Consider the following 12,878-nt stretch of genomic DNA (forward strand, 5'->3'; position numbering starts at 1 on the left):
ATTTCACTTTATGATTTCACTAATGAAATTATAAGAATTTCAAAAATTATTTTTAAGATTGTCAGTTAAATGAATTTCTATTGAAAACAATGCTAAAACACATTGGACCAGGTTTTTTATTAGCGGGCGCAGCTATTGGTGTTTCGCATTTGGTTCAAGCCACACGTGCTGGTGCAGATTATGGTATTGTTTTGATTTTTGCCATTTTAATTGCTTGCTTAACAAAATATCCGTTTTTAGAATTTGGTTCGAGATATGCGTCGGCCACGGGAAAAAATTTGATTGACGGTTACAGAACATTAGGACAAAAATATGTAATTGCCTTTGCAGCGATTACAATTTGTACGATGTTCATTATTCAGGCAGCTGTAACTATTGTTTCCGCAGGTTTAGCCGAATATTTATTTGGTTTTGGTTGGTCGAACTTCACTTGGAGCGTTCTACTTTTGATTGTTTGCATTTTGATTTTGCTTATCGGAAAATATAAAAAATTGGATTTATTGATGAAAATTGTCATCAGCCTCCTTACAATTTCTACTTTATTTTCTGTAATAATCGCAGCATTTCAAGTCGATTTTTCTACAATTAGTTTCAATAAATCTTCTGAATTATGGACGCTCAGCGGAATCGGATTTATAATTGCATTGATGGGCTGGATGCCAATTCCAATAGATGCATCGGTTTGGCATTCGTTATGGGTTGGCGAAAAATCACAGCAGACCAAGCTCAAAGCAAATTCTAGAGAAGCCAGTTTCGATTTTAATCTCGGCTATATTTCTGCAACTTTTCTTGGAGTGTTATTTTTCTTGATGGGACTTTTGGTCATGAACAGTAGCGGTGTTAGTTTTGCTTCTGGTAGTGTTGCTTTTTCTGCACAATTGATAGAAATGTACGCCCAAACTTTGGGTGAATGGAGTAAGATATTGATTGCTTTTATTGCTTTTGTGACCATGTTTAGTACAACTTTAACCGTAACTGATGCTTTTCCCAGAGTGATGTCAAAATTGTTTCAAAATGAAAATCAAACTCAAAAAAGCTTCAATAGTTACCATATTTTTATATTCCTTATTCCAATTGTAGCACTATTCATTCTTTACTTTTTAAAAAGTACGTTTACAGTTTTGGTTGATTTTGCCGCAGGTTTATCATTTTTGGCTTCTCCAGTTTTGGCTTGGTTCAATTTGAAATTGATAACTCAAAATAATTCGATTCAAATCAATCGCAGTTATCTGATTTTTTCTAAAATCTGTTTATTCTTTTTAGTTTGTTTTGGCTTAGGTTATATAATATACGAATTGATGTTATAAAAAAAAGCTGCCTCAACTTAATGAGACAGCTTTTTTAGAAAAATATGTGTGAAGAATTATTTCACTTCTTCGAAGTCTACATCTTCAACATCGTCTGAATCTTCGCTAGATTTTTTCTGTTTATCATCTGATTCAGCGCCACCGCCCTGAGCACCACCTTGCGCTTCAGCTTGATTTTTGTACATTTCTTCAGAAACTGTTTTCCAAGCTTCATTCAATTTGTCTAAAGCTGGTGTAATTTGCTCAATATCTTTAGATTCGTGCGCTTTTTTCAATTCTTCTAAAGCATCTTCAATTGGCTTTTTCTTGTCATCAGAAATCTTGTCGCCATATTCTTTCAATTGACTTTCAGTTTGGAAAATCATCGCATCTGCCTCGTTAAGTTTGTCAACTTTTTCTTTGGCTTTTTTATCAGCTTCAGCATTCGCTTCAGCTTCTTGCTTCATTTTTTCGATTTCCTCTTCTGTCAATCCTGAAGACGCTTCAATTCTAATGTCTTGAGACTTACCAGTTGCTTTATCTGTCGCACTAACTTTAATTATTCCGTTGGCATCAATATCGAAAGTAACTTCAATTTGTGGTACACCGCGTTTTGCTGGTGGAATACCGTCTAAGTGAAATCTTCCAATAGTTTTGTTGTCTTGCGCCATTGGTCTTTCACCTTGTAAGACGTGAATTTCAACACTTGGTTGATTGTCTTGCGCAGTTGAAAAGACTTGCGATTTTTTAGAAGGAATTGTCGTGTTTGCTTCTATTAATTTTGTCATTACACCGCCCATAGTTTCAATACCAAGAGACAATGGCGTAACATCTAGTAACAATACATCTTTGACATCACCTGTCAAAACTCCACCTTGAATAGCTGCACCAATCGCAACAACTTCATCTGGGTTTACACCTTTACTTGGTTTTCTTCCGAAGAAGTCTTCCACAGCTTTTTGTACTGCTGGAATTCTTGTTGAACCACCAACTAAAATCACCTCATCGATGTCGCTTTTAGTCAAATCTGCAGCTTTTAGTGCTTTTTCGCATGGTGTAATTGTTCTTTTAACTAAATCTGAAATTAATTGCTCAAACTTAGAACGAGACAATGTTCTTACCAAGTGCTTAGGTCCGCTTTGCGTTGCAGTAACATAAGGTAAATTGATTTCTGTTGAATTTGAAGAAGACAATTCGATTTTCGCTTTTTCAGCTGCTTCTTTCAATCTTTGAAGCGCCATTGCATCTTTTCTTAAGTCAATGTCTTCATCTTTAATGAATTCTTCAGCTAACCAGTCGATGACAGTTTCGTCAACATCATCACCACCTAAATGTGTGTCACCATCTGTTGCTAAAACTTCAAAAACACCATCACCAAGTTCTAAAATAGAGACGTCATGCGTACCACCACCAAAGTCAAAAACAGCGATTTTTTGATCTTTATCCTTTTTATCCAATCCATAAGCTAAAGCAGCTGCGGTTGGTTCGTTTATAATTCTGCTTACTTTCAAACCAGCTATTTCACCAGCTTCTTTAGTCGCTTGTCTTTGTGAATCGTTGAAATATGCAGGAACTGTAATTACCGCTTCAGTGACATCTTGACCTAAATAATCTTCAGCAGTTTTCTTCATTTTCTGAAGAATCATTGCAGACAATTCTTGTGGTGTATATTTTCTACCATCAATATCAACTCTAGCCGTATCGTTTTCACCTTTGACTACTTTGTAAGGAACTCTGTCTATTTCTCTTGTAGATTCAGAATATTTGTTCCCCATAAATCTTTTGATAGACGATATGGTTTTTTCTGGATTGGTTACCGCCTGACGTTTTGCAGGGTCACCAACTTTTATTTCACCATCTTCTACAAAAGCAATCACAGATGGGGTTGTTCTTTTACCTTCAGCATTAGAAATAACAGTTGGCTCGTTACCTTCCATTACAGAAACGCAAGAATTTGTTGTTCCTAAATCTATACCTATAATCTTACTCATAATTTTTTGTTTTGTAATTTCTAATTTGAATTCGCTATACAAAAGTCAATCTTTATGCCATCAAAAAGTCTATGACATAGTGTCAGATTATGATTTTCTTTCAAATCTTTACATTTTGAAAGATTATGAATTTAGATTGAAAAAAAACTTGAATATTTGCAAATAGATAAATAAATGACTTAAATAATGAAAAAAGTTGAATGCATTAGTGTTTTCGATATGTTGAAAATCGGTGTCGGACCGTCAAGTTCGCACACTTTAGGACCATGGCGAGCTTCTCAGCGTTGGATTGAAGAGCTGAAAGATGAAGGCATTATTGATGACGTTGAAAAAATAGAAATTCAATTATACGGATCTTTATCTTTAACCGGGAAAGGTCACGCTACAGATATCGCTGCCATTTTGGGACTTTGCGGTCACGATCCTGTCACAATGGATATTAACTTAATCGATGTAGAAATTGATCGCGTCAAGAAAGATGGCAACCTGAATTTTGATAACAGCCGCCTTTTAGATTTCGATTTTGAAAAGGATGTCAAATTTCTAAAAGAATTCAAAGATTTCCATCCCAATGGCATCACCTACAAAGCAACTTTAAAAAATGGTGAACACACAGAATCGACTTTTTATTCTATCGGCGGTGGTTTTGTAGTGAAAGAAAATCGTGAAAATGCGAAACAAAAACAAGAAGAACTTGCACAGTTTCCTTTTCAAATTGAAAACGCCAAAGAACTCTTGAAACATTGTAAAGCTGAACAAAAAATCATTTCAGAAATCGTTCTGGAAAATGAAAAATCCTTAAGAAGTGAAGCTGAAATCGATGAAGGTTTAGAAAAGATTTGGGAGGTTATGTTGGAATCAATGTACATTGGTTGCCACACCGAAGGAGAATTACCTGGTGGACTAAATGTAAACCGTCGAGCTGCCAAAATGAACGAAAAACTTCTGGCTGAAAAACACAATACTTACAACAATCCTAAAGAATGGTTAGAAACTATTCGTACCAAAGAAGTGAAATTTCGACAAATTCTGCAGTGGGTCAGTTGTTTTGCTATTGCAGTAAATGAAGTCAATGCTTCACTTGGGCGCGTGGTTACTGCACCAACCAATGGAAGTTCCGGAACTGTTCCTGCCGTCATGATGTATTATATGGTTATTGAAAATCACAATGCAACATTTAAAGATTTAAAACAATTTATGTTGGTTGCTGGAGAAATTGGCAGTTTATTTAAAAAAGGCGCTACAATTTCGGCAGCTATGGGTGGTTGCCAAGCAGAAATTGGCGTTTCTTCTGCGATGGCTGCTGGTGCACTAACGGAAGTTATGGGCGGCACGCCAGAGCAAGTCTTGATGGCAAGCGAAATTGCCATGGAACATCATCTCGGTATGACATGCGATCCAATCGCTGGACTGGTACAAATTCCTTGTATAGAACGAAATGCTATGGGTGCCATAAAAGCCATTAACGCCGCAGAAATCGCTATGGAATCTGATGCCACAAAAGCCAAAGTTCCTTTGGATAAAATTATTTCTACCATGTGGGAAACCGCAAAAGATATGAATTCTAAATATAAAGAAACTTCTGAAGGTGGACTGGCTGTAGAAGTTAATATGAGTGATTGCTAAGAAAGACGTAAGATCGCTTCGCTTTCAGACAATAGATATTAGAAACGCCTATAACTTATTTTGAAAACAAGTTTTACTGAAAAAGTCTTCATGTTTATAATTTCATATTATAAAACGGTGATTGCTAAAACAAAAAAACCTTAGAAAAATCAGATTTTTAAGGTTTTTTGTTTTAAAATATTTTTAGAATTACTTGACTTTCGTCAATTCCAATTCAAAAATCAAAATAGAGTTTGCAGGAATAACGCCAGCCACTGCTCTATCACCGTAGGCCAATTCTGGCGGAAGTACAAATTTAGCTTTTGTACCTTCGTTAAGCAAAGTCAAACCTTCATCCCAACCTTCAATCACTTGACCAACGCCAAGCTTAAATTCTATAGGTTGCTTTCTTGAATAAGAAGAGTCGAAGACTGTGCCGTCTACTAAACTTCCTTTATAATGAACGCTTACAGTTTGTCCTTTTTTAGGTTTTGCGCCGGCACCTTCATTGATTATTTGATAGCGCAAACCGCTTTCAGTTTCTTTGAAACCTTTGGAAATTTCGTCAAGTTTTTGAGTAGCTTCAGCTTTTTTTTGAGCTTCTCTTTCGGCTTTAGACTTTGTAAAATTTTCAAATTCAGAGATTGCATCAAAATTTTCAGCCTTCTCGCCAATACGTTCAATGTCTAAACTTTCAATTTTATCACCTTGTTGAATATCATCAACGACATTTTGACCTTCTACAACAAAACCAAAAACTGTGTGTTTACCGTCCAACCAAGGTGTTTCATTATGTGTGATGAAAAATTGACTTCCGTTGGTTCCAGGACCAGCATTTGCCATAGACAAAACGCCAGGTCGATCATGTTTCAAATCTGGGTGAAATTCATCATCAAATTGATAACCAGGACCGCCAGTACCATTACCTTTAGGGTCGCCGCCCTGAATCATAAAATTCTCGATAACGCGGTGAAATTTCAATCCATCATAATAGGCTTCGGCTTTGGGTTTGGCTTTATTGTCGATTTTGCCTTCTGCCAAACCGACAAAGTTACCTACAGTTCCAGGTGTTTTTTCAAAAGTTAATTGAACTGTAATCTTTCCTTTATTGGTATTGAAATGTGCGTAAATACCGTTTTCCATAAATCTAAATTTTTCAGCAAATTTAGAACTAAATTCAAATTAGATACAAAAATTGTAAGATTTTACTTGAATTTTAAAAATTTATAACTAAACAGAATTGAATTTATATTGTATAATATCTCTATAATTCGACAAACATATAAACGGAAAAAATAAAAGATTTAACATTCACCCCCCCAATTTATAAATATTATACTTAATTTTATATGAAATTTTAAAACCAAAACCAATGAAAACAAATTTACTTTCTTTTTTTTTTAAGCCTCATGTTTTTCCATTTTGGCTATTCACAAACAACAAACATCCCCGACGAAAATTTTGAACAAGCCTTGATTGACCTTGGCATTGACAGCGACGGCACCGTAAACGGTCAAGTTCTCACCGCTGATATAGAAACTTTGACGGAATTGGATTTTTCAGAAATTAGTATTGATACTCATATTACCGATTTAACTGGAATTGAAGACTTTACTGCTCTTGAAATATTAAATTTAAATTATGCGACTATTGCTATAGAAGAATCTGATGAAGATTTTTTGAGCAATAATCTAAACTTAAAAGAATTACACGCCCAAAATGGCTGTGGCGACTGTGGTGGTCTTTTTATTGAAAGTTTAGACTTTAGCAATTTGGAAGATTTGGAATATGTCAATTTAAAACATGTCGACATTCAATCTTTAAAATTAGATAATCCGAATTATGATTATGAAAATTTGGTTTTAGACTTGTATCATGAAGGTTACCCAAGACCAGCTGAACCAATTACAAACGACGATGACACAAACTGGACGAATGAAGTTTGTATTCAAGTCAACGACCCTAATGCGGCAAGCAATAACGAAGCACCTTACAATACTTGGACAATAACTGTCAATGATTTTGTAACAACCTATAGTTTTTCCTCAATTTGCAACCTAAATACTGAAGATTTTGAAAATTCAAATTCCATCTCCGTTTACCCCAATCCGGTACAACGTGAGTTGAATTTTGAGAATCCAAGACAAATTAATTTAGACAAAGTTGAAGTCTTTAATATAAAAGGTCAGTTGGTCAAAACATTTTCTAAAGTTAACAATCAAATCAACATAGAAAGTTTAGACCAAGGCGTTTATTTTGTAAAAGTAAAATCTGAGGATGTTTCAGAAACTTTTAAAATTTTAAAACATTAAAAATTATTAATTTAGGTTGAAAAAGGCTTTTGGGGTGAAGACTTCAGAAGCTTTTTTTATTCGCTAAAATTTCTTTGTGTTTATTCAAGGCTTGCTATTCCATTACTGGTTTTCAGTAATTCTCAATTATGATAAATATAAATTTCCGTCGCGCCTAAACCATATTTTTGATAATCGGCATCATAAAATTCAATTTGATCGTAGCGTCTGAATAAGGTTTCCAATTCAGCCTTGAGGACGCCTTGACCAACGCCATGAATAAAGACTATTTTTTTGATACGTTTTTCAATGGCAAATTCAATTTTCCGACGACTGTGATCCAACTGAATATTGAGCATTTCAAAATTGGATAAATTTGCAGTTTTGTCTAGCAAATGATGAATGTGCAGGTCAACTTCCATCGCTGGAACATCACGTACTGCTTTTTGCGAAGGTCGTTTTGATTTTAATTTTAAATCAGATTGGATTTTTTGCTGTAAAGCATCATCGGCTAAATCAACATCAATTTCATTTTCAATTTTGACCAAAAGATGAGCAGGAAAGGTCATATCGAAACCATCTTCAGTTGTAAAAGTAATTTCATCTTGATCTACAGTAATCACTCGACCCGACATATTGTCGTCCAAAAGTTCAACGCGGTCACCGATATGAAAATTTTTATTGCCCATCTTCGGATTCGTCTTGATCGTTGTCTTTATTATTATCGCTTGCCCACTGTTTTGTAGAGTTGTAGAGTCCAATCATCAAAATCACTAAGCCGCCAATTTTGAAATATACATTTTCGCTTTCACCCGTTAAATCATATATGATTAAAGCTGCACCAACAATGATGAATGCGGTATAAATGGCTTGTCTTTTAGTGTTAATCATGAATTTTAAAATTTCTACAAAGGTAAAATCAATTTTGGTTTAAGACTAGCAATTCTTCTAGATGTTCTCTATTGTTGGACAAACGTGGAATTTTGTGTTGACCGCCGAGTTTGTTATTTTGTTTGAGCCATGTTTGAAACAATCTGGGTTTGGCTTGGTGGATTTTTAACAAGTTCAATGTCATATTATTGTAGCGTTTGGCTTCATAATCGCTATTGACTTTCTGAAGGTTGAAATCTAATGTTTTTTGAAACTGTGACAAGCTTTCAGGTGGTGTTTTGAATTCTATAATCCATTCGTGCGCTCCTTTTTCTTTGCCAACCATGTAAATTGGCGCTGCGGTATATTCCATCACTTCGCAATTCAATTCTTGAGTGGTTTTTTTGATGGCTTCTTCAGCATTTTCAATAATCAATTCTTCACCAAAAACATTGATGTGGTGTTTTGTCCGTCCTGTGACACGAATTTTATATGGACTTAAAGATGTAAATCTGATGGTATCGCCAATTTTGTAACGCCACAAACCAGCGTTCGTGGTAATGACAAGCGCATAATTTTCACCTATTTCAACTTCAGACAAGGGAATAATTTTTTCTCTTGGTGTGCCATAAGTTGACATGGGAATAAATTCATAAAAAATACCGTAATCCAACATTAGCAACAATCCATCGGTAGAATTGGCATCTTGTGCGGCAAAAAATCCTTCAGAAGCATTATAAATTTCATAATACTTCATTCTCGGATTATTTATAATATTTTGATATTGGTTTCTATAAGGTTCAAAACTCACGCCGCCATGAAAATAAACCTCCAAATCAGGCCAAACTTCACTGATATTAGACTTTCCGGTTGTTTTCAAAACATCATTGAGCAGAACGAGCATCCATGAAGGCACGCCAGCCAAACTGGTGACTCGCTCTTTAATCGTTTCATCAACAATAGCTTGCATTTTTGTTTCCCAGTCGCTCATCAAAGATACTTCATTGCTTGGTGTGCTACTGAAACTAGCCCAAAAAGGCATATTGTAAATCAACAACGCAGACAAATCGCCGTAAGAAGTGCCTTTGTTTTGGTAGATTTCTTTGCTTCCTCCTAGTCGCAAACTTTTCCCTGTAAACAATCTAGAGTTGCAATTATTGTTGAGATACATACAAAGCAAATCCTTGCTAGCCGCGTAATGACAGTCTTCTAAAGATTCTTGACTTACGGGAATAAATTTACTTTTGGCACTGGTTGTGCCGCTAGATTTTGCAAACATTTTGATTGGTGTTGGCCAAATGATATTGGATTCACCTTGTCGGCAACGTTCAAAAGTAGCTTCAAAATCTTCATAAGTTTGAACAGGAATGCGGTCTGCGAAAGTTTGATAATCTTTAATTTCACAAAATTGAAATTGTTTACCAAATTCGGTGTTTTTTGCTTTATAAATCAAATCTAAAAGCAGTTCATTTTGAACTTCACTCGGGTATTTTTGAAAAAGTTCCATATGATGAATTCTTTTTTTCAAAATCCAAGAAGCTATAGAATTGACAATAGGAATTGGCATAAATCGATTATATTTAAACTTTGAATCTAAATTAAAAATTCAAACAATATTTTAACTCATCAAACTTAATAAAAAATGCAATATAGAGGCGTTTTAAAGAAAATGAAAACAGAGAATAATGAAGAAGTCGATTATTTTTTGGATTTCGAAAATGACATTATTCATATGAACCAATTTCTAGACAAAGAGTTGGCGTTTTACTTCGTTGAATACCAGTGTTTAAATTGCAGTAAAAACAAAAAAATATTTAGACAAGGTTTTTGTTACGATTGTTTCCAAAGCATTCCAAATGCTGGCGAATGGATTATGCATCCAGAATTGAGTAAAGCGCATTTGGACGAGGAAGATCGTGATTTAGTATATGAGAAAAAAGTGCAAATGCAACCCCATGTGGTGTATTTGGCCAATTCTAGCAACGTGAAAGTTGGTGTGACCAGAAAAACGCAAATTCCTACCCGATGGATCGACCAAGGCGCACATGAGGCCATTGCCATTCTGGAAGCACCCAATCGCTATTTGGCTGGTATTACTGAAGTGGCGCTGAAAGAACATATTGCCGACAAAACCAACTGGCGAACGATGTTGAAAAACGAAATTGAAGATAAAAACCTAGCAGAAACACGAGATGTTTTAAAAGAATTTATTCCCGATGAAGCCAAGCCTTATTTTTTGGATGAAAGCGAAGAAATTCATATTAATTTTCCAGTTTTGGAATATCCGACAAAACTGAAAAGTTTGAATTTGGAAAAGAATAATAATTTCAAAGGCAAACTGAAAGGCATCAAAGGTCAATATTTGATTTTTGAAAACGGTGTGGTTTTCAATATCAGAAACAGCGAAGGTTTAGTAATTGACTTTGAGGTGAAGTAAAACAAAAATACCCTATCAAATAAATGATAGGGTTATTTTAAATTTATTTTAGAAAAAACTACAAATTATCTTTCTCTCTAAGAGACTGGATGTATTGTGCTTTTTTAAGGTTTTGTCTTTTTTCAACAGATTTTTTCGTGAATTGTTTTTTATCACGAAGTGTTTGAAGAACTTTTGTGTCTCTGAATTTTCTTTTAAGACGCTTTAAAGCTCTTTCAATTTTTTCACCATCTTTTACTTTAACTACTAACATATAATGACTAATTAATTTTATTATTATTTAAAATCAAATTTTAAGTTTGCAAATATAGATAATTCAATTATAATTAAGCGAAAAACTTTACTTTTTTCTGAATTTTATTTTTTATTAATTTTCAAAAATTTGAATTACCGCTATTTTATAATATCAATACAAACCTAAGGTTTAAATAGAACTAAATCGTCATATTTTGAGTTTATGATTTTTAAATTGCCATTACATTTAATGAGAACTATATGAAAAAGCTATTTCTTATAGCCTTATTATTGTCGATAAGCTTTACTCCTTTACTTTGGTCTCAAAATCAAGGTTCAGATATAGACCAAAAACCGACATTAATCGGTGTGAGTTTTGACTATGGATATATTCTCAAACATTCAGAAAATTTACGCGAATTGGACGATGCATTTCCAGTCGGAATTGGCTTGGAATGGAGTAAAATGCTCCTGACAAAAAATGCTTGGGAATTTTGCAACTGCTTACCAAGAATTGGTGTCGAACTCGCCTATTGGAGTTGGGATAATCCAGATATACTCGGCAACGGTATAATTGCTATGGGTTTTGTAGAACCGTACTTCAGAACTCATAAAAAAATGAATCTATTTTTCAGAGCAGGCTTAGGCGGAACTTACCTTACCAAACCTTTTGATGCTGAACAAAATCCTCAAAATTTGTCTTACAGTACAGATTTTAGTTTTGCCATCATGCTTGGAGTTGGCATCAATTATCGCTTAACCAAGGAATGGAATATTGGACTTCTTGCAAAATACAATCACACTTCTAACGGAGGAATCAAAACCCCTAATAAAGGAATTAATTTTCCTTCTATTAGTTTCAGAATTAATAAAAGCCTGGAGCCAATTGTTTTTCCAGATTTTCAAAAAGTTGAAAACAGAAAACCTCCAAATGAGCTTTCCAGAATTTCAGTAACCCATTTTTCGGGATGGAGTAATGCTAAAGTTGGTGACCGCGATAAATTTTATGTCTTTGGAATTTCAGGACGATTCAGCAAATGGATTGGCCGAAGAAGTGCTGTTTCTGGCGGAACCGAATTGATTTTTGACTATTCCAGAAAAGAACAAATAAATCTGAATAATCAAAACAATAATTTTGCACAAGCTGCCGCTTTAGTGGGACACGAATTTTGGCTTGGCAAAGTTACTTTCAGCCAACAAATAGGTATTTATTATTATAATGACTACAGAATCAATGACGATTTCTATCAGCGTTATGGGCTGACCTATAATTTTTCAAAACATATTTTTGCAGGTTTCAATTTGAAAGCTCATCGACATGTAGCTGATTTTTTTGACTTTAGAATTGGCTATACTTTTTAGGGATTTAATTTAAATTTTGATCTTAATCTCCTTAATATCAAAAGACTCTAACCTATCTTCTTCAAATTCAACAATCAATCTACCATAATTATCAACGCCTCTAATAAGTCCTTGCGCTAAACTATCGTCAGGAAATTGAAGCATGGTGACTTTATTGTATTTGAAAAGTGAAGTGTAGTAATCAGAAATGACTTTTTTATAACTCATTTCATTAAAAAGATTAGGAATTTGTTCAAATTCAAATAAAATATCTTGCAGTAACACATCAAGATCATAAGTGACATCGGTTAAAAGTTTCATCGAAGACGCTTTGGGTAAATTCTGAAATGAAGTTTGATTCACGTTCAAACCAATTCCTACAATACTTGCGCCTAGTCGATTTTGAGTAATCATATTTTCAATAAGAATACCTCCTATTTTGAATTGACGTGACAAGATGTCGTTTGGCCATTTGATAGAAAGTTTAGGAATGTCATAATTTGTCAATACTTTTTTTAAGGCCATAGCGACTAAAGCACTTAATTTAAAAGTCTCTTTATGAATAGATTCTAAACCAGGAAAATACACGCTAAAGGTCAGGTTTTCACCAGCTTCTGACTGCCAAACCGTTCCTCGCTGCCCTCTACCTTCTACTTGGTGATGAGCTACAACGCAAAACATTTTCTTTTCAGAATGGGACTTTACGAACTCTTTTAAAAAGCTATTAGTGGAACTTGTGGCATCAACTTTGACAACTTTCATAACCTAGCTAAATATCGAATAATCTTTTGTTAAGTGTGGCAAAAAAAAGGATTAAAAACCT

12 protein-coding genes are annotated in these 12,878 nt (G+C 34.4%); 5 read left to right on the forward strand and 7 right to left on the reverse strand.

The window, feature by feature from the left end; translation table 11 throughout:
- Positions 1–89: 89 nt before the first annotated feature.
- Entirely contained in the window at positions 90–1,307 is a 1,218-nt protein-coding gene (locus EIG86_RS05265; protein WP_240032182.1) for an Nramp family divalent metal transporter, read from the forward strand.
- Positions 1,308–1,363: 56 nt separating this feature from the next.
- Here the strand turns inward: EIG86_RS05265 and dnaK are convergent, their stop codons facing one another.
- Positions 1,364–3,277 carry a molecular chaperone DnaK gene (dnaK, locus tag EIG86_RS05270; RefSeq protein WP_127845114.1) on the reverse strand — a complete coding sequence of 638 codons (1,914 nt, stop codon included), beginning with the start codon at positions 3,275–3,277 and terminating at the stop codon, positions 1,364–1,366.
- A 186-nt stretch (positions 3,278–3,463) separates the two neighbouring features.
- Between dnaK and EIG86_RS05275 the strand changes: the two genes are divergently transcribed.
- Positions 3,464–4,903 (forward strand): L-serine ammonia-lyase, encoded by a 1,440-nt coding sequence (locus EIG86_RS05275; protein ID WP_127845115.1) that lies wholly within the window; start codon positions 3,464–3,466, stop codon positions 4,901–4,903.
- Between the two features lie 189 nt (positions 4,904–5,092).
- Here the strand turns inward: EIG86_RS05275 and EIG86_RS05280 are convergent, their stop codons facing one another.
- Positions 5,093–6,025 carry a peptidylprolyl isomerase gene (locus tag EIG86_RS05280; protein WP_127845116.1) on the reverse strand — a complete coding sequence of 311 codons (933 nt, stop codon included), beginning with the start codon at positions 6,023–6,025 and terminating at the stop codon, positions 5,093–5,095.
- A 266-nt stretch (positions 6,026–6,291) separates the two neighbouring features.
- Here EIG86_RS05280 and EIG86_RS05285 point away from each other — a divergent pair, with 266 nt between their 5' ends.
- The gene (locus tag EIG86_RS05285; RefSeq protein ID WP_127845117.1) at positions 6,292–7,194 is read left to right on the forward strand and encodes a T9SS type A sorting domain-containing protein; all 903 of its coding nucleotides are present in this window, start codon (positions 6,292–6,294) and stop codon (positions 7,192–7,194) included.
- A gap of 122 nt (positions 7,195–7,316) precedes the next feature.
- Here EIG86_RS05285 and EIG86_RS05290 read toward each other — a convergent pair whose 3' ends face one another.
- Genes EIG86_RS05290 through EIG86_RS05300 form a run of 3 tightly spaced genes read right to left on the reverse strand, consistent with a single transcriptional unit; the run spans position 7,317 to position 9,610 of the window.
- Positions 7,317–7,862 carry a Smr/MutS family protein gene (locus tag EIG86_RS05290; protein ID WP_127845118.1) on the reverse strand — a complete coding sequence of 182 codons (546 nt, stop codon included), beginning with the start codon at positions 7,860–7,862 and terminating at the stop codon, positions 7,317–7,319.
- Positions 7,852–8,064, reverse strand: coding sequence for a hypothetical protein (locus EIG86_RS05295; RefSeq protein ID WP_127845119.1), 213 nt, complete (start codon positions 8,062–8,064; stop codon positions 7,852–7,854). Before EIG86_RS05295 ends, EIG86_RS05290 begins: the two co-directional genes overlap by 11 nt.
- A gap of 28 nt (positions 8,065–8,092) precedes the next feature.
- Positions 8,093–9,610: a GH3 auxin-responsive promoter family protein gene (locus EIG86_RS05300; protein ID WP_127845120.1), complete on the reverse strand. Its 1,518-nt coding sequence runs from the start codon at positions 9,608–9,610 to the stop codon at positions 8,093–8,095.
- 75 nt (positions 9,611–9,685) lie between these two features.
- On the opposite strand from EIG86_RS05300, the gene EIG86_RS05305 reads away from it, so the two are divergent.
- Positions 9,686–10,480 carry a DUF2797 domain-containing protein gene (locus tag EIG86_RS05305; RefSeq protein ID WP_127845121.1) on the forward strand — a complete coding sequence of 265 codons (795 nt, stop codon included), beginning with the start codon at positions 9,686–9,688 and terminating at the stop codon, positions 10,478–10,480.
- Positions 10,481–10,538: 58 nt separating this feature from the next.
- Here the strand turns inward: EIG86_RS05305 and rpsU are convergent, their stop codons facing one another.
- The gene (gene rpsU / locus EIG86_RS05310) at positions 10,539–10,733 is read right to left on the reverse strand and encodes a 30S ribosomal protein S21 (RefSeq protein WP_127845122.1); all 195 of its coding nucleotides are present in this window, start codon (positions 10,731–10,733) and stop codon (positions 10,539–10,541) included.
- Between the two features lie 242 nt (positions 10,734–10,975).
- Between rpsU and EIG86_RS05315 the strand changes: the two genes are divergently transcribed.
- On the forward strand, positions 10,976–12,076 hold the full coding sequence (locus EIG86_RS05315) for an acyloxyacyl hydrolase (protein WP_127845123.1): 1,101 nt from the start codon (positions 10,976–10,978) through the stop codon (positions 12,074–12,076).
- A gap of 9 nt (positions 12,077–12,085) precedes the next feature.
- Here the strand turns inward: EIG86_RS05315 and EIG86_RS05320 are convergent, their stop codons facing one another.
- Positions 12,086–12,817, reverse strand: a complete 732-nt coding sequence (locus EIG86_RS05320; RefSeq protein ID WP_127845124.1) for a biotin--[acetyl-CoA-carboxylase] ligase — start codon at positions 12,815–12,817, stop codon at positions 12,086–12,088.
- Positions 12,818–12,878 lie beyond the last annotated feature (61 nt).

Origin of the sequence: Psychroflexus aestuariivivens, assembly GCF_004010055.1 — a bacterium.
Classification (GTDB): Bacteria; Bacteroidota; Bacteroidia; order Flavobacteriales; family Flavobacteriaceae; genus Psychroflexus; species Psychroflexus aestuariivivens.